Annotated in this window: 22 protein-coding genes; 8 read left to right on the forward strand and 14 right to left on the reverse strand. The window is 71.9% G+C overall.

From position 1 onward, the window contains the following. Positions 1–198: 198 nt before the first annotated feature. On the reverse strand, positions 199–1377 hold the full coding sequence (locus JWR81_RS11125; RefSeq protein ID WP_297650214.1) for a DUF885 domain-containing protein: 1179 nt from the start codon (positions 1375–1377) through the stop codon (positions 199–201). A gap of 321 nt (positions 1378–1698) precedes the next feature. On the opposite strand from JWR81_RS11125, the gene JWR81_RS11130 reads away from it, so the two are divergent. Together JWR81_RS11130 and JWR81_RS11135 are read left to right on the forward strand one after the other, a co-directional pair. Beyond that, positions 1699–2073 (forward strand): hypothetical protein, encoded by a 375-nt coding sequence (locus tag JWR81_RS11130; protein ID WP_297650216.1) that lies wholly within the window; start codon positions 1699–1701, stop codon positions 2071–2073. 390 nt (positions 2074–2463) lie between these two features. Continuing rightward, on the forward strand, positions 2464–2838 hold the full coding sequence (locus tag JWR81_RS11135) for a hypothetical protein (RefSeq protein ID WP_297650218.1): 375 nt from the start codon (positions 2464–2466) through the stop codon (positions 2836–2838). An 89-nt stretch (positions 2839–2927) separates the two neighbouring features. Here JWR81_RS11135 and JWR81_RS11140 read toward each other — a convergent pair whose 3' ends face one another. Then, positions 2928–3692, reverse strand: coding sequence for an isoprenyl transferase (locus tag JWR81_RS11140; RefSeq protein ID WP_297650320.1), 765 nt, complete (start codon positions 3690–3692; stop codon positions 2928–2930). 179 nt (positions 3693–3871) lie between these two features. Between JWR81_RS11140 and JWR81_RS11145 the strand changes: the two genes are divergently transcribed. After that, positions 3872–4495 (forward strand): hemolysin III family protein, encoded by a 624-nt coding sequence (locus tag JWR81_RS11145; RefSeq protein WP_297650322.1) that lies wholly within the window; start codon positions 3872–3874, stop codon positions 4493–4495. Positions 4496–4526: 31 nt separating this feature from the next. Here the strand turns inward: JWR81_RS11145 and JWR81_RS11150 are convergent, their stop codons facing one another. The 4 genes from JWR81_RS11150 to mca form a co-directional block, all read right to left on the reverse strand. Next, a complete protein-coding gene (locus tag JWR81_RS11150; RefSeq protein ID WP_297650323.1) occupies positions 4527–5132 on the reverse strand; it encodes a hypothetical protein in 606 nt (201 codons plus the stop codon). A 168-nt stretch (positions 5133–5300) separates the two neighbouring features. Next, positions 5301–7349, reverse strand: a complete 2049-nt coding sequence (locus tag JWR81_RS11155; RefSeq protein ID WP_297650220.1) for a thioredoxin domain-containing protein — start codon at positions 7347–7349, stop codon at positions 5301–5303. A gap of 13 nt (positions 7350–7362) precedes the next feature. Then, entirely contained in the window at positions 7363–7626 is a 264-nt protein-coding gene (locus tag JWR81_RS11160) for a hypothetical protein (RefSeq protein WP_297650222.1), read from the reverse strand. Positions 7627–7645: 19 nt separating this feature from the next. Then, positions 7646–8554 (reverse strand): mycothiol conjugate amidase Mca, encoded by a 909-nt coding sequence (gene mca / locus JWR81_RS11165; protein ID WP_297650224.1) that lies wholly within the window; start codon positions 8552–8554, stop codon positions 7646–7648. Between the two features lie 507 nt (positions 8555–9061). On the opposite strand from mca, the gene greA reads away from it, so the two are divergent. Beyond that, the gene (gene greA / locus JWR81_RS11170) at positions 9062–9556 is read left to right on the forward strand and encodes a transcription elongation factor GreA (protein ID WP_297650226.1); all 495 of its coding nucleotides are present in this window, start codon (positions 9062–9064) and stop codon (positions 9554–9556) included. 5 nt (positions 9557–9561) lie between these two features. Here greA and ilvA read toward each other — a convergent pair whose 3' ends face one another. Then, positions 9562–10800, reverse strand: a complete 1239-nt coding sequence (gene ilvA, locus JWR81_RS11175; RefSeq protein WP_297650228.1) for a threonine ammonia-lyase — start codon at positions 10798–10800, stop codon at positions 9562–9564. A 124-nt stretch (positions 10801–10924) separates the two neighbouring features. Between ilvA and JWR81_RS11180 the strand changes: the two genes are divergently transcribed. After that, entirely contained in the window at positions 10925–11149 is a 225-nt protein-coding gene (locus JWR81_RS11180) for a hypothetical protein (protein ID WP_297650234.1), read from the forward strand. A gap of 33 nt (positions 11150–11182) precedes the next feature. Here JWR81_RS11180 and JWR81_RS11185 read toward each other — a convergent pair whose 3' ends face one another. Both JWR81_RS11185 and JWR81_RS11190 read right to left on the reverse strand, forming a co-directional pair. After that, positions 11183–12334, reverse strand: coding sequence for a cystathionine gamma-synthase (locus JWR81_RS11185; RefSeq protein WP_297650236.1), 1152 nt, complete (start codon positions 12332–12334; stop codon positions 11183–11185). 48 nt (positions 12335–12382) lie between these two features. Then, positions 12383–13747 (reverse strand): cystathionine beta-synthase, encoded by a 1365-nt coding sequence (locus JWR81_RS11190; RefSeq protein ID WP_297650238.1) that lies wholly within the window; start codon positions 13745–13747, stop codon positions 12383–12385. Between the two features lie 132 nt (positions 13748–13879). On the opposite strand from JWR81_RS11190, the gene JWR81_RS11195 reads away from it, so the two are divergent. Beyond that, the gene (locus JWR81_RS11195; protein ID WP_297650240.1) at positions 13880–14278 is read left to right on the forward strand and encodes a PGPGW domain-containing protein; all 399 of its coding nucleotides are present in this window, start codon (positions 13880–13882) and stop codon (positions 14276–14278) included. 258 nt (positions 14279–14536) lie between these two features. Further along, a complete protein-coding gene (gene shbA, locus JWR81_RS11200) occupies positions 14537–15271 on the forward strand; it encodes an RNA polymerase sigma factor ShbA (RefSeq protein WP_297650242.1) in 735 nt (244 codons plus the stop codon). Positions 15272–15277: 6 nt separating this feature from the next. Here shbA and JWR81_RS11205 read toward each other — a convergent pair whose 3' ends face one another. Further along, the gene (locus JWR81_RS11205) at positions 15278–15733 is read right to left on the reverse strand and encodes a pyridoxamine 5'-phosphate oxidase family protein (protein ID WP_297650244.1); all 456 of its coding nucleotides are present in this window, start codon (positions 15731–15733) and stop codon (positions 15278–15280) included. Positions 15734–15944: 211 nt separating this feature from the next. Here JWR81_RS11205 and JWR81_RS11210 point away from each other — a divergent pair, with 211 nt between their 5' ends. Then, positions 15945–17165, forward strand: coding sequence for an acetyl-CoA C-acetyltransferase (locus JWR81_RS11210; RefSeq protein ID WP_297650246.1), 1221 nt, complete (start codon positions 15945–15947; stop codon positions 17163–17165). Between the two features lie 71 nt (positions 17166–17236). Here the strand turns inward: JWR81_RS11210 and JWR81_RS11215 are convergent, their stop codons facing one another. The 4 genes from JWR81_RS11215 to JWR81_RS11230 form a co-directional block, all read right to left on the reverse strand. Beyond that, on the reverse strand, positions 17237–18049 hold the full coding sequence (locus tag JWR81_RS11215; protein WP_297650248.1) for a Bax inhibitor-1/YccA family protein: 813 nt from the start codon (positions 18047–18049) through the stop codon (positions 17237–17239). Positions 18050–18169: 120 nt separating this feature from the next. Then, a complete protein-coding gene (locus tag JWR81_RS11220) occupies positions 18170–18589 on the reverse strand; it encodes a hypothetical protein (RefSeq protein WP_297650250.1) in 420 nt (139 codons plus the stop codon). 50 nt (positions 18590–18639) lie between these two features. Beyond that, complete coding sequence (locus tag JWR81_RS11225) at positions 18640–19524, reverse strand: amino acid ABC transporter permease (RefSeq protein WP_297650252.1); 885 nt, start codon at positions 19522–19524, stop codon at positions 18640–18642. A gap of 64 nt (positions 19525–19588) precedes the next feature. After that, entirely contained in the window at positions 19589–20236 is a 648-nt protein-coding gene (locus JWR81_RS11230; RefSeq protein WP_297650254.1) for an amino acid ABC transporter permease, read from the reverse strand. Between the last annotated feature and the right edge of the window lie 2 nt (positions 20237–20238).

Raw genomic sequence — 20238 nt, forward strand, 5'->3', positions numbered from 1 at the left:
GGTTCGCATCGGGTACGAACTCGCCGAGTTGAACGCTACCGGCGGTCACCCGGGTGCGGTCAACAGCAACGTCGCGTCATCTCGTGTTCACGTCCCGAGATTTAACAGAACGGCCTACCACTCATCGCCGGCCGAACACCGCCCGTCGTCGTGGGGGACACGCTCATCCCGTACGGCTCGCGGCCATCCGGCGCAGCGTCACGGTGCCTCCACGGCCTCCAGCGCCCACGGCGTGAACGGCTCGTCCAGCATGCGGCGCAGCCGCTCGTCCGGGTCGCCCGCCTCCCACCAGCGACGCAGCAGCGGCGGGCCCTCGATGTAGGTGGTCGTGTAGGCCCGCCAGACGGGGTGGCCCAGGAACCGCAGCACCGCGGCTGCGGGCGCCTCTCCCACCAGCAACCATCGCCGCAGATGGGCTAGTACGTCCTGCTCCGGCGCGTGCCGGTCGTGCAGCAGCAGCGCGGCGTCCTGCCGCGTGCGGGCGAGCACGGCGGTGGCGGCGTCGACCCGCTCGGCCAGGTCGCCGTCGAACCGCAGCCCGACGCCGTCGAGCACCCCGGCCGCCCACCGCCCCCAGCCGGACCCGACGACGGCGTGCAGCCCCAGGTCCGCGGCGCCCTCCGCCACCAGGCTCTGCGGCGTGTTGGCCAGGACCACGCGGTGCTCGTCCCACCCGCGGGCAACGAGCACCACCTCCTTGCGGCAGCGCTCTGCGTGATGGCCGGGGTACACCTCGTGCGCGACGAGCTGCGCCAGCTGCGCATGCCGCAGGTGGGCGCCGGCGTTGAGCGTGACCGTCGAGGAGAAGCCACCGTGGTACCGGTGCAGTGCGCTCCACGGCGCGTCGTCGACCACGCGGTAGGCCACCGACTCTCCCGGCGGCAGCTCCACCCGGGTCGTCGTGCGCTCGCGGAGGGCCTCCGACAGCGCCCGCACCGCGACACCGAGCCGCTCGCGCGGAACCTCGTCACGGGCGCGGTACGCGGCCACCCGGTCCGCCAGTGACCCCGGGCCGGGCAGCAGGTCGTCGAGCTCGCGGTGCGCGGCGCGGTAGCCGTCCTCGGACCCCATCGCGATCCGGACGCCGAACGCCGCCCGGACCTCCTGGACGAACGGCACGAACTGGCCGGCGAGGCGGCGGGCCGTCCACTCGCACGCCACGAGCTGGCCCCGGAGGAAGTCCGCGCGGGCGGGCTCGAGGGCGTCGGGCACGGCCCGGGCCAGCCGACCGGCGGCCCGCACGAGGTCCGGGGCGGACATCGGTGGCCCGTCCGGGTCCGCGGCGGCGGGGCCGTAGAGGTCGAGGGATCCGGGCAGCAACCGCTCCAGGCCCCGGGCGATCCGGAGGTACTCACGCACCACCTCGTCCACCCGCACCGGCGCACGGTACCGGGCGGCGGACGCAGAGCGCGATCACACAGGGTCCGCGGGCGAAAAGGTACGGTTCCGGACGGGTGGTCCACGATCACAGCGCGTCCATTTTCTGCACACAGCGCCCGATTCCTCCTCCACCGAGGACATCCGATGGTGGGCGTATCCACACGCACAGTGTGTCGATCATTCGATGGTGGTAAGGGATTTGCGAGGCCCGTCGGCCGGGCGCTACCTTTTTCGTGGTCAGCGAGGGCTCCCCGGTCATACGCTGGCAAGAATGGAATCGGCTTCGACCGGATCCGCATGACTCAACAGGAGATAACTGTGCTCAAGAAGGCTGGAATCGTCGTGGCTGCGGCCGCCGCCACCCTGCTCGCGGTCAGCCCCCTCGCCTTCGCCGGCGAGAGCCACCACGAGGCCGACAAGACCGCGTGGTCGAACGTCAACGGCGACAAGTCGCAGGGCCTCGTCAACGTTGTCGACAACAACGTCAACGCGCCGCTCCAGGCGTGCAACAACGACGTCCCGATCCAGGGCGGCGTCGCCCAGGGTCAGGTCCCGGTCAAGGACATCACTGCCGCCCTGAGTGGCGCGCTGGGCCTGTTCGGCACGGCGTCCTCCTCGGTCGACCAGTACACCGACAACTCGCGCTCCTGCGGCGACAACAGCGGCTCGGCGGGCGACGCCCACCAGCAGTGAGTCGTTCCTGATTCACAGCTGAACTGACGCGAAGGGCGTCGGACCACTTGGTCCGACGCCCTTTTCGTATGCTCGCCTCACGACCGTACTCACGACAGGCGGCCGTACGCATCGTGACCACCACGCTGCGAGCGCACCACGCTTCCGAATGAACGCCGCAACGCAGGGTGCTCCGCCGGCTCCGTACAGCAGATTTTCAGCCATCTGGCAACACTCGAAAGAAGGCGTACCCAAGCCCACGGTAATCGGGCTACACGATCGAATTACTCGGCTACTTCCGGCGGCGCTCCAGCGATATCCTGATCGCGGTTCACACGGCTCCCCGGTCTGGTGTGAACACTGGATGGAATCGACTTCGGTCGGTCCGCACGACTCAACATGGAGACAACTGTGCTCAAGAAGGCTGGAATCGTCGTGGCTGCGGCCGCCGCCACCCTGCTCGCGGTCAGCCCGCTCGCCTTCGCCGGTGAGGCCCACGGCGGCGCTGACAAGACCGTGTGGTCGAACGTCAACGGCGACAAGTCCCAGGGCTTCGTCAACGTTGCCGACAACAACATCAACGTGCCGATCCAGGCGTGCAACAACGACGTCCCGATCCAGGGCGGTTTCGCCCAGGGCCAGGTCCCGGTCAAGGACATCACCGCTGCTGCGAGCGGTGCGCTGGCACTGCTCGGCACGGCGAACTCCTCGGTCGACCAGGCCACCGACAACTCGCGCTCCTGTGGCGACAACAGCGGCTCGGCCGGCGACCTGCACAAGCAGTGAGTCGTTCCTGATCCACTGAACTGACGAAGAGGGCGTCGGACCACCCGGTCCGGCGCCCTCTTCGTATGCTCACATCCCCTCGCGGGTGGTCAGGAACCGAAGCGGCGGTGGCGCGCGGCGTAGTCCCGCAGGGCCCGCAGGAAGTCGACCTTGCGGAACTCCGGCCAGTAGGCCTCGCAGAACCAGAACTCCGAGTGCGCCGACTGCCACAGCAGGAAGCCCGACAGCCGCTGCTCCCCCGACGTCCGGATCACGAGGTCCGGATCGGGCTGTCCGGACGTGTAGAGGTGGGCCGCGATGTGGTCCACGTCGAGGACCTCGGCGAGCTCCTCGATCGACGTCCCCGACTCGGCGTGCTGCAGCAGCAGCTTGCGCACGGCGTCCGCGATCTCCTGGCGGCCGCCGTACCCGACGGCCACGTTCAGCTCAAGGCCGGGGCGCCCGACGGTGCGTTCCGCGGCGGCGGACAGCCGGTGGGCGAGATCCTCCGGGAGCAGGTCCAGCGCCCCCACGACCCGCAGTCGCCAGCGTGCGGTCGGGCCGCTCAGCTCGTCCACGACATCAGCGATGATCTGCAGCAACGGCTCGAGCTCGTCGGCGGGCCGGTTGAGGTTGTCGGTGGAGAGCAGGAAGAGCGTGACGACCTCGACGCCCGCCTCCTCGCACCACCCCAGCAGATCGGCGATCTTGGCCGCGCCCACGCGGTGGCCGTCGTTGACGTCGGCGAACCCGACGTCACGCGCCCAGCGCCGGTTGCCGTCGAGCATCAGGGCCACGTGCGCAGGCCGCTCCTCGACGGCGCTGAGCCGTCGGCTGATCCTGCGCTCGTACAGCGAGTACAGCAGGTCACGCACGCCCACGGCGGGTCACCCTACGCCGCCGCGACTGCGTGTCGCCCTCGACCGTCACGCCCTCCGGTGGCGGGGTTCACGCGCGCGACACCCTGGGTGCGTCGTGGTGCCGTAATCTCCACGGGGTGAGCGCAGCGACCGTCGACACGTCTCCAGCCGGTCCGCCGCTGGTCAAGCCGCGGATGCGGGGCTGGCTGCACTTCTGGTCGTTCACTGTCTCGATCGCCGCGTGCGCCACGCTGATCGCGGTGTCCGCCGTCCTCGTGGGCGGTGGTGCGGCGCTGGCCGTGTCGGTCTACAGCGCCACGATCCTCGCGCTGTTCGGCACGAGCGCGCTCTACCACCGCCGCACGTGGCGCACAGCCCGGTCGCGGGCGATCATGAAGCGGCTCGACCACTCCATGATCTTCCTGTTCATCGCGGGCACGTACACGCCCGTCGCCGCGCTGGCGATGGACGCCGGCACGGCCCGCTGGGTGCTCATCACCGTCTGGGCCGGCGCCCTGGCCGGGGTCGTGCTCAAGACCGCATGGCCGCACGCGCCCGCCTGGGTCGGTGTTCCGATCTACATCGCGCTGGGCTGGGTGGCCGTGTTCGCCATCCCGGCCATGCTCGCCGGCGGCGGCGTGGCCGCGCTGGTGCTGATCCTCACCGGCGGCCTGCTCTACACCGTCGGCGCGGTCTTCTACGCCACGAAGTGGCCGAACCCGTGGCCGCGGACGTTCGGGTACCACGAGTTCTTCCACGCGGCCACGGTGCTCGCGGCCATCTGCCACCTCGTCGCGATCTGGCTCATCCTGTTCTGAGCCCTGTGCCGGGCTGCCGCCCGGCCCGGACTCAGGACCCGTCGCCGGTGGGGCCCTTCGCCCGCAGCTCGTCGACCTTCGCCATGGCGTCGCGCAGCTCGCCCAGCCACTCGTCGGCGTGCTCGCCCACGAGCCGCACCGCCCACGCGAGCGCGTCGGATCGCGACCGTGCCACCCCGGAGTCCACCAGCGTGTCCAGCACGATGCGCTCCGGCTGACGCAGCCGCGTCATCACCGGCACCGACGCCACCGTGAACAGCTCCACGGAATCGCCGACCCGCGCACCCCACGCCACCTTCCGCTGGTAGCGGTGCTCCGCCTGACGCGCGATCTCGATGCGCTCCTCGCGGGTGCTCTCCCGGAACCGGGAGATCCGCCCCGCCTCGGCCGCCGCGCGGTCCGCGCGTCCGGCCTCGGTGTCCTCGAACTCGCCCTCGACAGCCGGCAGCTCGCCGACGATGAGGACCTCCTCACGGTCCACCGTGACCTCCGGGGCGCCGACGAACCAGCCGTCGGGCAACCGCCCCTGCAGCCAGGCGGCCGCGTCCTCGGCACCGGGCAGGTCGGCCTGCTGCCACCCGCCGCGCCCGGGCCCGCGCCCTCCGCGTCCACCCGCTCCGTGCCATCCCCGATGCATGCGTCCCGACATCTCGACCTCCGTTGCTCGGCCCCTGCCATCGAGCCCGTGATTACGAGATTACACAGCAACAGAGGCGCTGGCAGAAGTTTCCACTCACGGCGGACGCGAGGCGCCACTGAACGGCGCGCGGGGTTCCCCGTGTCGACCCGCGGGGTTGTGCCCGGGTCACGGGCGGAGGACCAGGTTCGCCGTCAGCTCCTCGGGCGTGGTCACCGGGCGGTCGCACACGAAGCCGCGGCAGACGTAGGCCGCGGGCAGGCCGCCGACCAGGGGGCGGTCGGCCAGCAGCGGGACGCCGGGGGCGTCCGGCTCCCCTGGGACGACGACCGTGCCACCGGGTGCGATGTGGCGGGCGTGGGCGAGCAGGGCCGCACCGGCGGGCTCGCCGGCCCCGACCAGCGCCACCTGCAGGGGCCCCCGCACCATCGCCTCCGCCGCGGTCAGCCAGTGACCGGCGAAGCGCGGGTGCTTCTCGGCGAGGGTGCCGGCGCCGCGCAGGGCGGCCTCCGCCGCATCGCGGTACCGGCCCCCGTCGGCGGCCAGCACCGACGCCGTCAGCAGCGCGGACGCCAGCGCCGAGCTGCCGCAGGGCGTGGCGTTGTCGGTGAGCTCGCGGGGCCGGTGCAGCAGCGCCTCGGCGTCGTCGGCGGTGTCGAAGAACGCGCCCGGCTCGTCCGGCACGGCGAAGTGCTCGAGCGCGACGTCGAGCAGGTCGGTGGCGGCCTGGAGCCAGCGCGGCTCGCCCGTGGCCTGGTGCAGGGCGAGGAGCCCGTCGGCGAGGCAGCCGTGGTCGTCCAGGACGCCGACGGCGACGCCCACCTTCCCGTCGCGCGACGAGCGCCGCAGCCGCCCGGCGACGAGGTGCCGCGTGAGCAGCAGGTCGGCCGTCTCCGCGGCCGCGGCCACCCACTCGGGATGTCCGAGCGTGGCGCCCGCCTCGGCCAGGGCCTGGACCGCCATGCCGTTCCAGGCCGTGACGACCTTGTCGTCGCGTCCGGGCTGCGGACGGAGGTCGCGCGCGCCCAGCAGGGCGCTGCGGACCCGCTCCCAGCGCTCGGCGTCGTCGGGGTCGGCGAGCAGCTGCAGCGTGGACGAGCCGTGCTCGAACGTGCCCTGGGGCGTGACGGCGAGCAGGTCGGCCGCCCACGCGCCGTCCTCGTCGCCGAGCACCTCGCGCAGCTGCGACGGCGTCCAGGCGTAGGTGAGGCCCTCGACACCGTCGGTGTCGGCGTCCAGGGCGGAGGCGAAACCGCCCTCGGGCGTGCGCAGGTCCCGCAGCAGGAACCCGGCGGTCTCCTCCGCGACGCGCCGCGGCAGCGCCGCTGTGTCGATGGGCGGTCCGCCTGCGCTCCCGGCCGCCGCGATGCGCGCCAGGTGCGCGTACACCCGCAGGAGCAGCGCATTGTCGTAGAGCATCTTCTCGAAGTGCGGCACGATCCACTGGCCGTCGACGCTGTAGCGGGAGAACCCGCCGGCGAGCTGGTCGTAGAGGCCGCCGCGGGCCATCCGCTCGCAGGTGACGTACGCATGCCCGAGCGACTCGTCGGAGCCGGTGCGCTCGTGGTGGCGCAACAGGAACTCCAGCGCCATCGACGGCGGGAACTTCGGTGCCCCGCCGAAGCCGCCGTAGCGGGAGTCGAACCCGGCGCCGAGCGCCGTGGCCGCGCGGTCCAGCGCGTCGGTGTCGACGGGGGCGGGAGGCAGCGACGCGGCGGCGTTGTCGGACAGCCGGGCGGCGATCTCCCCCGCGGCGCCGCGGACGCGGTCGCCGTCCTCCCTCCAGGCCTTGGTGACGGCATCGAGCAGCTGGCGGAAGCCGGGCATGCCCTGCCGCGACGTGGGCGGGTAGTAGGTGCCGCAGTGGAACGGCTCGCCGATCGGCGTGAGGAAGCACGTCATCGGCCAGCCGCCCTGACCCGTCATGGCCTGGGTGGCCGCCATGTAGACGGCGTCGATGTCCGGACGTTCCTCGCGGTCGACCTTGATCGCGACGAAGCCCGCGTTGACCTGCGCAGCGGTGTCTGTGTCCTCGAACGACTCGTGCGCCATGACGTGGCACCAGTGGCACGCGGCATACCCCACGGACAGCAGGATGGGCACGTCACGGCGGGCGGCCTCGGCGAAGGCCTCGTCGGACCACTCCCACCAGTCGATGGGGTTGTCGGCGTGCTGCAGCAGGTACGGGCTGGTGGCGGCGGCGAGCCGGTTCGGCATGCCGCCCAGCCTCTCAGGACTGCTTGTCCGCGGCATCCCCGGCGTCGGTGGCCTCGGCCTTGTCGAAGCTCTCCGGCAGCCGCCGGATGCGCTTCGACATCGAGACGATGAGGGCCACCAGCGCCAGCCCCATCAGGATGACGACGACCAGCGCGATCGGCGACGCCTTGCCGAACTCCTCGCCCTCGCCGGGTGGCGGCGCCGGGTCCTGGGCCACGACCGTGATCGTGCCCATCGTGATCGTGCTCTGCGGCAGGAACCCGAGGTCGACCAGCATCAGACCAGGCTACGCGAGGTCACCCGGCCCGCCGGACGGCCACCCGCTCGTCCACGCCCGCCAAGAGGTCGTCCTCCCGGTCGGGGACGTCGACGAGCGAGCGCACGAGCTCGTAGTCCTCGGTGGGCCAGATGTCGCGCTGGATGTCGAGCGGCACCAGGAACCACCGGCTCGTGGGGTCGATCTGGGTCTCGTGCGCGAGCAGGGCCCTGTCGCGGACGTCGAACCACTCCGAGCACTCGACGCGGGTGGTGACGCGCTCGCCCGGGTCCGGACGGTCGTCGGGCCAGTTGGCCAGCCACTCGTCGTAGGGCGACTCGAGGCCGCGCTCCTTGAGCGCCTTGTCGAACGCGATGATGCGCGACTTCGAGAAGCCGTGGGAGTAGTAGAGCTTCAGCGGCTGCCACGGGTCACCGGCGCCCGGGAAGCGGTCGGGGTCGGCGGCGGCGTCGAACGCGGCCATCGAGATCACGTGGGTCTTGATGTGATCGGGGTGCGGGTAGCCGCCGTTCTCGTCGTAGGTGACGAGGACGTGCGGACGGAACTCACGGATGAGCTTGACGAGGGGCTCCGTGGCCTCCTCGACGTCGACGAGCGCGAAGCACCCCTCGGGCAGCGGTGGCTTGGGGTCGCCCTCGGGGAGCCCGGAGTCGACGAAGCCCAGCCAGCGGTGCTGCACACCGAGGATCTCCGCGGCCTTCGCCATCTCGGCCCTGCGGATCGCGGGGATGTCGGCGAGGACCTCGGGGCGGTTCATGGCGGGGTTGAGGATGCTGCCCGCCTCGCCACCGGTGCAGGTCACGACCATCACCTCGTGGCCCTCGGCGACGTACCGGGCGGTGGTGGCGGCCCCCTTGCTGGACTCGTCGTCGGGGTGCGCGTGCACCGTCATCAGCCGCAGTGGGCCCGTGGTGTCGGAAGAGGACATGAGGTCGACCGCGATCCTTCCTTGGGGAGCGTGTTGCTCGAATCGTTGCAGAGCGCACCGACAAGAGCGCGTCGACCGGATAACGCCACAGCCGCGCCCCTGCTTCCCGGTCACGCTCGGTGACGCCGATGCTGCGGCGTCTGCACCCGCGACAGCGCTCCATGACGCGGGCGACGGCAGCACTCGCGGAAGCGGCCCCAGGCCGCTACGGTGAGCCGCCACGCGGATCCAGTTCGGCCGCCAGGCCGCCGTTCCCACTCACTGGCAGCGCTGTGACCAGCGCGTTTGCCAGGATCGGGAACTCCGCGGGCACACCAACCGTTCGTCGAAAAGCTGCGACGAGCGGCTGCCATCGTGTTACCGTGAGCTGTACACGGCCCGCAGGCGGGTCGTGTTTTTCCTTACTCGGGGCTATGCCGCCCACGGGATCGGGTGGCCCCGGGCGGGTCACCGTGCCGCGGGCCGGACGGTCCGTGGGCACATGGACCGGGACAGGCTGGAGGAGAGATGACCGTGACGGACACGCAGGAGAGCTGGCTGACCCAGGAGGCCTACGACCGGCTCAAGGGTGAGCTGGACAGCCTGATCGCCAACCGCCCCGTCATCGCCGCCGAGATCAACGCCCGCCGCGAGGAGGGCGATCTCAAGGAGAACGGCGGTTACCACGCCGCCCGCGAGGAGCAGGGCCAGCAGGAGGCCCGTATCCGCCAGCTCCAGGAGCTGCTGCGCACGGCCAAGGTCGGCACCGCTCCCGCCAACTCCGATACGGCAGCTCCCGGCATGGTGCTCAAGCTGCGCTACGACGGCGACGACGACACCGAGACGGTGCTGCTGGGCTCGCGCGAGGAGGGCAGCCGCGGGGACCTGGAGGTCATCTCGCCGAACTCACCGCTCGGTGCGGCGCTGCTGGGCGCCCACATCGGCGACACCCGCGAGTACACGCTGCCCGACGGCGGCAGCATGAAGGTCTCGCTGGTGGCCGCGGAGCCCTTCCGCGCCTGATCGTCCTACGCGTTCCGCCTGTCGGTCCGGTCCAGCACGGCGTGACCGGCGGCGCGGAGCGCGTCCACCAGCTCCGCGCAGTGCTCGGGACCGTGAGTCTCGAGCGTGACGTCCACGTCCACGTCGCCGAGCGGGAGCGCGCCCGACAGCCGGGTGTGCGCCACGTCCATGACGTTGGCGCCGTGGCTCCCGATCAGGGTCAGCAGGTTCGCCAGCGCCCCGGGCCGGTCGTCCACGCGCACGCGCAACGACAGGTACCGCTCGGCGGCGGCGAGGCCGTGGCGGAGCACGTGGCCCAGCACGAGCGGGTCGACGTTGCCGCCCGAGAGCACCGCCACCGCGGGGGTCGCGAAGCGGTGGGGGTGCTCCAGCAGCGCGGCCACGGCGGCCGCGCCCGCCGGTTCGACGAGCAGCTTGGCGCGTTCCAGGCAGTGCAGCAGGGCGCGGGACAGCGCGTCGTCGTCCACGGTGAGGATCTCGTCCACGAGCGTGGCCACCTGCGGGAACGTGACGTCGCCGGGCCGGCCGACGGCGATCCCGTCGGCGATGGTGCGCATCGACGGCAGCGTGGCGGGCGCTCCCGCGGCCAGCGAGGGTGGCCAGGTGGCCGCGCCTTCGGCCTGGACGCCCACCACGGCCACATCGGGTCGTAGGGCCTTGACAGCGGCCGCGATGCCCCCGAGCAGGCCGCCCCCGCCGGTGCACACCAGCACCGTGCGCACGTCGGGCACCTGCTCGAGGATCTCCAGCCCCACCGTGCCCTGGCCTGCGATGACGTCCACGTGGTCGAACGGGTGGACGAACACCGCGCCGGTGCGCTCGGAGAACTCGACGGCGGCGGCGATGCTGCCCTCGATGGTCTCCCCGACGAGGTGCACCTGCGCGCCGTAGCCGCGGGTGGCCCCGACCTTGGGCAGCGCGGCCCCATCGGGCATGAACACCGTGGCCTCGATGCCGAGCATCTGCGCGGCCAGCGCCACGCCCTGCGCGTGGTTGCCCGCGCTCGCGGCCACCACCCCGCGAGCGCGCTCGGCGGCGTCCAGGCCGGCGATGCGCGTGTACGCCCCGCGGATCTTGAACGACCCGGTGCGCTGCAGGTTCTCGCACTTCAGCCACACCGGCCCACCGCACAGCTCGCTCAGCGCGCGCGCCCCGGCGATCGGGGTGGGTGCCACGACGCCTGCCAGCAGGTCACGCGCGGCGAGGACGTCGCGGAGCGTGACAGGGGGAACGACGGGCACCATGGCCGCATCCTCGCACCCACCCGATCGGGCGGGACGGCCACACGGACGGCGGCCCGCACGCCACACCGGTAGCCTCGACGGGGACGGGGTGGGCACGCACAGCCACCGTCGGTGAGGAGAACGCATGACACGGCTGCGGGCCGTCGCGCCACTGCTGGTGGCGGCGGTGCTGGCGGGCCTCGCCGTGTTCATGGTCCAGCGGGCCGGGTGCGACGACCCCGGGCGCTACGTGCCCTCTGCAGATGGCTACGTCCTCGTCGGAGGATGCATCGCGCCCGGTGACATCGTCGTGAAGGCACCGGTGGCCCCGCCCACCGTCGCCGATGCGGACGCTCCCGCCAAGAGCTGAGCGGCCCCGGTACGGCCGTCCCGACCGCGGACCTCAGCCGCGCGCCGCGCCGAGGGCCGTGCGGAGGTCCTCGAGCAGGTCCTCGACGTCCTCGATGCCCACGGAGAGCCGCACGAGGTTGTCGGGGACCTCCAGCGCCGACCCGGCCACCGACGCGTGGGTCATGGCCGCCGGGTGCTCGATGAGCGACTCGACGCCGCCGAGGGACTCGGCGAGGGTGAACAGCTCCGTGGCCGCGCACACCTTCAGCGCCGCCTCCCGCCCGCCCGCGACGAGGAACGACACCATGCCGCCGAAGCGGCGCATCTGCTTCGCAGCGATCTCGTGGCCGGGATGCCCGGGCAGGCCCGGGTAGAGCACCTTCTCCACCGCCTCGTGACCGGTGAGCAGCTCGACGACGCGCTCGGCGTTGTCGCAGTGGCGCTCCATGCGCACGGCGAGGGTCTTGGCCCCGCGCAGCGTCAGCCAGGCGTCGAACGGGCCGGGGACCGAACCCACCGAGTTCTGGGTGAACAAGATCCTCTCGGCCAGCTCGTCGTCGCTGGTGACGAGCGCGCCGCCGACGACGTCGGAGTGGCCGCCGACGTACTTCGTCGTGGAGTGCAGGACGACGTCGGCGCCCAGCGCGAGGGGATTCTGCAGGTACGGCGAGGCGAACGTGTTGTCGACGACGAGCCGCGCGCCCCCGGAGTGGGCCACCTCGGCCAGCGCGGCGATGTCGGCGATGCCCAGCAGCGGGTTGGTGGGCGTCTCGCACCAGACGAGCTTCGTGGCGGGACGCAGTGCGGCGCGCAGCGCGTCGACGTCACCGAGGTCCACGGGCGTGTACTCGACGCCCCACGGCACCAGGATCTTGTCGACGAGGCGGAACGTGCCGCCGTACGCGTCGTGCGGGATGACGACGTGGTCCCCGGGCTTGAGCAGCACGCGCATGAGCACGTCGGACGCGCCCATGCCGGAGCCGAACGCCACGCCGTGCCGGCCGTCCTCGAGCGCGGCGAGGCACTCCTGGAGAGCCGTCCGCGTGGGGTTCGCGCTGCGGGAGTACTCGTACCCTCCCTCGCGCAGCCCGCCGACGCCGTCCTGGGCGAAGGTGGACGACGGGTGGATCGGCGTGATCACCGCGCCGGTGGTGGGGTCGGGAGCCTGACCGGCGTGGATGGCCTTGGTCGAGAAGCCGTGCATGCCGTGAACGCTACGCAGCCGCGCCGGCACGCCACCGCCGGGTGGCCCTCACGAGCCGAGGAACGCCAGCACGTCCGAGCGGGTGACGACGCCTGCGGGCTTGCCGTCCACCAGCACCAGGGCGGCGTCGGCCTTCGCGAACGCGCCCATCGCCGTCTCCAGCGCCTCCCCCGCGCCGATCGTCGGCAGCGGGCCGGACATGTGCTTCTCCAGCCGGTCCGACAGCTGCGCGCGGCCGGTGAACAGCGCGTCGAGCAGGTCGCGCTCGACGACCGCGCCCGCGACCTCGGCCGCCATCACGGGCGGCTCGGCCCGCACCACGGGCATCTGCGAGACGTGGAACTCGCGCAGGTAGTGCACGGCGTCGGCGACGGTCTCGTTCGGGTGGGCGTGCACGAGATCGGGCATCGAGCCGTCCTTGCGGCGCAGCACGTCACCCACGGTGGAGCCCTGCGACGGCGGAAGGAAGCCGTAGCCCGACATCCACGCGTCGTTGAAGACCTTGCCCAGGTAGCCGCGGCCGCCGTCGGGCAGCAGGACGACCACCACCGCGTCGTCCGGGAGGTCGGCGGCCAGCCGCAGCGCCGCGACCGTGGCCATCCCGCACGAGCCGCCGACGAGCAGCGCCTCCTCGCGGGCCAGCCTGCGCGTCATGTCGAAGGAGTCGCCGTCGGAGACCGCGATGATCCGGTCGCAGATGTCCTTGTCGTAGGTGGTGGGCCAGAAGTCCTCGCCGACACCCTCCACGAGGTACGGCCGGCCCGAGCCGCCGGAGTAGACGGAGCCCTCCGGGTCGGCGCCGATCACCTGGACGCGGCCTCCGGACACCTCCTTGAGGTATCGCCCGGTGCCGCTGATGGTGCCGCCGGTGCCGATGCCCGCGACGAAGTGCGTGATCTGCCCGCCGGTCTGCTCCCAGATCTCCGGGCCGGTGCTGAGGTAGTGCGACTCGGGGTTGTTGACGTTCGCGTACTGGTTGGGCTTCCAGGCGCCGTCGATCTCGTCGACGAGGCGGTCCGACGTCTTGTAGTAGGAGTCCGGGTGGTCCGGGTCCACGGCGGTCGGGCAGACCACGACCTCGGCCCCGTACGCGCGCAGGACGTTGCGCTTGTCCTCGCTGACCTTGTCCGGGCAGACGAACACGCACTTGTAGCCCTTGCGCTGCGCCACCATGGCCAGCCCGACGCCGGTGTTGCCCGACGTGGGCTCCACGATCGTGCCGCCGGGACGGAGCTCACCGGAGGCCTCGGCGGCCTCGATCATGCGGAGCGCGATGCGGTCCTTCACGCTGCCACCGGGGTTGAAGTACTCGACCTTGGCCAGGACCGTGGCCCCGATTCCCTCGGCGACCGCCCCGAGCCGGACGAGTGGAGTGTTCCCGACCAGGTCGGCGACGTGCTCGACGTAGTGCATGCGTCCATCGTCGCACCCGGGGCACGGGTCCTGGACCGGGGGAACGGGCCACGGAGCCCGTACGTTGATCACCGGCACGAGGGGGAGGATCTGCGCACGGGGCACGAGAACAGGTCCAACGCCGCCAAACGGATGGCCGTGCCCGTCGCGGGCGGGGCGGTGCCGGTCGTCGGTGTGGTGCTCCTCGTGCTCCCCGGGCCGGGCCTGCTGCTCGTGCCGGCCGGGCTGATCATCCTGGCCACCGAGTTCCCGGCCGTCGAGATGTACGTCGGCCCCGTGCGGGACCGCGCGATGAGGGCCGCCGAGGAGAGCGTGTCGTCTCCGCCGCGGATCACCGGCTCGGCGCCCGCCGGCCTGGCGCTGATCGCGGCCGGGGTCATCCGGGGGCTCGTCCCGGCGCTCCCGCTCGGTGGCTTGGCCACCGGATCGAGCCTCGTGCTCTCCGGCGTGGTCCTGCTCGCGCTGCTCGTCCACAGCTACCGGCGGGCGCGGTCCCGCCGGGCGGGTTCCCGCTCGTCGGAGCCCGCGTAGCGCCTTCACCAGCGTCGTCGGCGGCTGTACGGACTCGTACGGATCTCGCGCTCCACCCCCTCCGTGGCGCAGACCACACCGCCGACCTACTACTCTTCGCAACCTCAGAGCGCTCTACCGGTGCCGACGGGCACATCGGCCGGGTGAACGGAGCCCTCTGCGTCAGCTCCCCGATGTCGTTCGGACGGCACATGCACTTCGGTGTGCCGCCCGGCGGCGCGGAACCATGCAGCACCCAGCAGGAGGGGCACGCCTGTAGTGGCCGGGCACGGAGAGGACGGCGCGGGGCACGACCCGGAGGGGGGCCGGGAGGGGGTGAACCGCGTCGTGGAGAAGAACGCTGCGCACGAGAACCACGAGAACACAGGGCACGAGAACAGTGGGCACGAGAGCGCCGGGCACAAGAACAAGAATGAGGTGGAGCTCGACGCGCTGGCGGGGCGGGCCACGGCGGGGGACGCGGAGGCGCTGAACCGGTTCCTCGAGCTGATCAGGACGCCCGTGGTGCGTTACTGCCGCGCGCGAATGGGCGAGGGCATCGGGCTGCTCACCGCCGAGGACGTGGCGCAGGACGTCCTGCTGGCCGTCTGCGGGGCCCTGGGACGCTTCCGGCCGGGCGAGACGGCCTCCATGGCGTTCGTCTACGGCATCGCCCGCAACAAGGTGGTGGACGCCTTCAGAGCGTCGGGACGTGACCGCTCCGACCCCACCGAGGCTGTGCCCGACTCCAAGGAGGACGCGCTGAGCCCCGAGGACGTCGCCGTCTTCAGCTCCGATGTCGGACTGCTCCGCGAGCTGCTGGAGGCGCTCACCCCGGCCCACCGCGAGGTCCTGGTGCTGCGGGTGGCGCTGCAGTACAGCGCCGACGAGACCGCCCGCATCGTGGGATCCACGCCGGGCGCGGTGCGCGTGACGCAGCACCGCGCACTGACGAAGCTGCGCGGGCTGCTGGCCGAGCGCATTCGGGAGAACCCGGACCGGGACGGGCTCTGACCCCGCTCACGCGCGTTCGATGCGGCGGAGCCCGCGCCCGGGCGTCCACGTCTCGATCAGCAGGGCCGTCGCGTCCTCGGTGAGCCGGGTGACCACCACCTCGCCGACGTCGGCACGGAACAGGTCGCCGTCGGGTGGGCCGGCGAGCTGCCCCACGTACACGGCGCGCCCGGCCACCTTCGCGTCGCCGGGCCACACGGCCTCGTCGCCCTCGGGCGGGTCCACCGAGGCGCTGTGCAGCGCGAACCGTGCGTCGCGGTGCAGGTCGGCGCCCTTGCGCGCACCGGGCATCGACCCGAAGGTCAGCTCGCCGTCGATGAAGGTGCACTCGATGCCGGAGATCCGGGGCGCCCCGTCGGCCCGGAGCGTGGCGACGGTCTTGTGCTTGTGCGCGTCGAGGATCCGGCGGGCCCGCGCGGCGAGCTCGGGGGCGGCGTCCTCGACGTCCTTCCAGGTGGCCATGCGACGAGCATGACAGCCAAACATGACGAGGTCTGTCAGGTTTGCGGTCGTCGCCGACGTTCCTGCATCCTCGCAGGGTCTGCAGCCCTGCGAAGTGGGAGAAGGTCTGCGAGGTGAGCGGGCCACGTCACGCGCGCAGGGCGAGCCACCTGCGGTTACCCATGAGTACGCTCGCCGACGAGAGCATGCCCCCTCACCAAGGAGAACGACGATGCCCGAAGCCGTGATCGTCGCGGCGGCCCGATCCCCGATCGGCCGTGCGTTCAAGGGCTCGCTGGCGAGCATCCGCCCCGACGACCTGACCGTGCAGATGGTGCAGGCCGCGCTGGCGCAGGTACCCGAGCTCGACCCCACCACCATCGACGACCTCATGCTCGGCTGCGGCCTCCCCGGCGGCGAGCAGGGCTACAACATGGCCCGCGTCGTGGCCGTGGCGCTGGGCTACGACTCGGTGCCCGGCACCACCATCACCCGCTACTGCTCGTCGTCGCTGCAGACCACGCGCATGGCGCTGCACGCGATCAAGGCCGGCGAGGGTGACGTGTTCATCTCCGCCGGTGTCGAGACCGTGTCGCGGTTCGCCAAGGGCAACTCGGACTCGCTGCCCGACACGCAGAACCCGCTGTTCGCCGAGGCCGGCGAGCGGACGAAGGCCAGCGCCGAGTCGGGCGCCGACACCTGGACCGACCCGCGCACCGAGGGCAACGTCCCCGACGTCTACATCGCGATGGGGCAGACCGCGGAGAACCTGGCGCGCGCCAAGGGCGTCACCCGCGAGGACATGGACCGCTTCGGCGTCCGCTCGCAGAACCTCGCCGAGAAGGCCATCGCCGACGGCTTCTTCGCCCATGAGATCACCCCGGTCACGCTGCCCGACGGCACCGTCGTCTCCACCGACGACGGCCCCCGCGCCGGCACCACCTACGAGGGTGTCTCGCAGCTCAAGCCGGTGTTCAGGCCCGACGGCCTGATCACCGCGGGCAATGCGTGCCCCCTCAACGACGGCGCCGCGGCTCTGGTCATCATGTCCGACACCAAGGCCGCCGAGCTGGGGCTCACCCCGCTCGCGCGCGTCATCTCCACCGGCGTCTCGGGCCTCTCGCCCGAGATCATGGGCCTCGGCCCCGTGGAGGCCTCGAAGAAGGCGCTGGCGCTCGCCGGCATGACGATCGACGACATCGACCTCGTCGAGATCAACGAGGCGTTCGCCGCGCAGGTCCTCCCATCGGCCCGCGACCTGGGCATCGACGAGGACAAGCTGAACGTCAACGGCGGCGCGATCGCGCTCGGCCACCCGTTCGGCATGACCGGCGCCCGCATCACCACCACGCTGCTGAACGGCCTGCGCACCCACGACAAGACCATCGGGCTCGAGACGATGTGCGTCGGCGGCGGCCAGGGCATGGCGATGGTGCTCGAGCGCCTGAGCTGACCCGTAGAACGCAACGACCCGGTACCCCCGTCGGACAGGGGTGCCGGGTCGTTTCGCGTCTGCGGCAGGAGCTAGCTCTGACGCAGGTAGCTCAACAGGCGCAGGATCTCCAGGTAGAGCCACACCAGCGTGGTCATGAGGCCGAAGGCGATGTACCACGCGAACTTCGCCGGGGCACCACCGCGGATGGCCCGGTCGGCCTGGTCGAAGTCGAGCAGCAGGCTGAACGCCGCCACCCCGATCACGACGAGGCTGAAGACGATGGCCAGCGGGCCGCCGTCACGCAGGCCGGTGTTGATGCCGAACAGGCTCATCACCAGGTTGAACAGCATCAGCACGACGACGCCGACCAGTGCGCCCATCAACCACTTGGTGAACCGCGGCGTGACCCGCACGGCGCCGGTCTTGTAGACCACCAGCATGCCGATGAACACTCCGGCGGTGCCGACGACGGCCTGCAGCGCGATGCCGGGGTAGATGTTGTTGAAGAGGCCGGTGATCGCCCCGAGCGCGATGCCCATCGCGGCGGAGTAGACCAGCACCAGCGGTGCCTTCGCGAGGTTCGGCTTGAAGATCAGCACCAGCGACACGATGAACCCGACGATGAACGCCGGGAGCGCGAGGACGTACGCGCCCGTGACGGCCGTGAGGATGCCCGTGACCAGCGCGGTACCGGCCGACAGGGCTGTCTTCATGACGATGTCGTCGACGGTGATCGGACGCTCGCCGACCTCGGCGCGCCCGTACCCGACCTGCGAGGCCCGGGCGTCGGCGTAAGCGGCGGCGCCACCCATCGCGCCGCCGCCCTGGCGGTCGAAAGTGGCGTATCCGCCGGCCTGCCCCTTGGGCAGGTTACGGAAAGCCGGGTTGCTACTGCTGCGCACCTGTTCCTCCTCGGAATGCGATCGCGCTGTTCGACCACTTCAACGCGCGAACCGCACCGGGCGTTCCCGGCACGGTAAAGAAGATTTTACTGCCGGCGGAGACGGCAGCCCCCGTGCGCATCATGCCGCAGCCGTCCCACCGGAAGGCGGGTCGAGCGCGATCCCCGCCTCCTCGAGCTCGGCCTCGGTCAGCAGGCGGGCGAACGCACGGTCGGACTCGCTGGCCGAGCCGAGCGGGGCGTCCACGCCCACGATCCCGCACACCTGGATCAGCGTGGCGTCGTAGGCGGAGTAGAGCGCGAGCCTGCGAACCTGAGTGGGCGCCGCACCGCCGCGCACCTCGCGACGCAGCCGGCGCAGGTTGGCCACCGCCGACTCGAGGCGCGGCGGGGGCGGGGCGTGCCGCCGCGCCCACCAGTCGTCGATCCGTTCGACGGCAGCCGGAAGCAGCCGCAGGGCCAGCCAGAACAGGAGCGTCGGCGCGGCCGCGACCAGGAGGTAGAGCAGCAGGCCCATCAGGACCGGACGGTCACCCGTCACCACCGTGACGATACGCCGCCACGGCCCGCGCGGCCCCGGGTTTCTCGACGTCAGGCCAGGGTCGCCGGCGCCGCGGCCACCGGCCGCCCCGGCACCGGAGTGCCTGCGCCGCCGGATCCCGCTCTGGCGCGTCGCGTCCGCTGCCCCGTCCGGCTCTCCAGCCGTGACGCCAGCCGCGACAGCGCGAAGTTCACCACCACGTAGATGAGGGCGACGATCAGATAGGTCTGCACCAGCAGGTGGGTGTAGACGGTGAGGTTGTTGCCCTGCTTCATCAGCTCCGGGTAGCTGACGACGTACCCGAGCGTGGAGTCCTTGAGCAGCGCCACGAGCTGCGTCACCAGCGTGGGTACCACCAGCCGGACGGCCTGCGGCAGCACAACCACCCGCATCACCGTCCCCTCGCGCATCCCCACCGCGACACCCGCCTCGAACTGCCCGCGGTCGACGGCGTTGACGCCCGCGCGGAAGATCTCGGCCAGCACCGCCGTGTTGACCAGCACGATCGGGACGACGAGCTTCCACAGCAGCGGGAGATTGATCCCGAACCGGGGCAGCGCGAGCAGGAACGCGTAGATGAGCAGGAGCAGCGGCACGCCACGGAACAACTCGACGTACGCCGTGGACACCCAGCACACCGGCCGCGTCCGCGACAGCCGTCCCAGGGCCAGCACGACCCCGAGCGGGAACGACAGGACGGCGGCGAGCGCGGTCGCGACGAGCGTGCCGACCAGGCCCTGCCCGAGGAAGCGGATGTAGGGGATCTGCAGGAACGGAGCCCACCGGCTGCGCCCGAGCTGCCCGCTCCTCGCGAACTGCCACACCGCGAGCGCCACCAGCGCGGCCAGCAGGACCAGGCCCAGAAAGGTGAACAGCCGGATCCGGGCTCGCCCACGCGGGCCGGGCTCGTCGAACAGCACGCGCGAGGCCGTCACGACTCCACCGCAAGGGCTCGTGCGCGGACAGCGTCACCCTGGCGCCGTTCCCCGCGCACGGCCGTCATCGCGCCCGCCACGAGAGCCTGCGCTCCAGGAACCCGCCGGCCGCACCGCCGAGCAGCGCGATCGCGAGGTACATCGCGCCGCTGACCAGGAACAGCACCACGGCCTCCGCCGACTGCAGGTTGAGCACCTGCGTGACGTTCGTCAGCTCGTCGACCCCGACCGCCGCCGCCAGCGACGACCCGAGCGCGATGCCGATGAAGATGTTCACCAGCGGCTGCACCATCGTCCGGAACGCGGGCGGCAGGATCACGTGACGCAGCGACTGGGTGAACGTGAACCCCAGCGCCCGCGCCGCCTCGGCCTGCCCCACGGGCACGGCGTTGATGCCGCCGCGCATCGCCTCGCAGACGAACGCCGCACCGAACGCCCCGAGGCAGATCGCCGCGGAGGCGAAGAGCGGGAACGTCAGCCCGATGTCGGGCAGCCCGAACACGAACAACACGAGCAGCGAGAGCAGCGGCATGTTCCGCAGCACCTCGACGTAGACGGCGCCGGCGGCGCGCAGCGGCGGGATCGGGCTCACGCGGAACACCGCGAGCACCGTGCCCAGCAGCAGCGCGCCGACGAAGGCCAGCGCCGTCAGCTCGAGCGTGACGAGCAGCCCGCCGAGCAGGAGCCCCAGGTTCTCGGTGACGACACCCATGG

Source organism: Pseudonocardia sp. (assembly GCF_025965585.1).
GTDB lineage: Bacteria > Actinomycetota > Actinomycetes > Mycobacteriales > Pseudonocardiaceae > Pseudonocardia.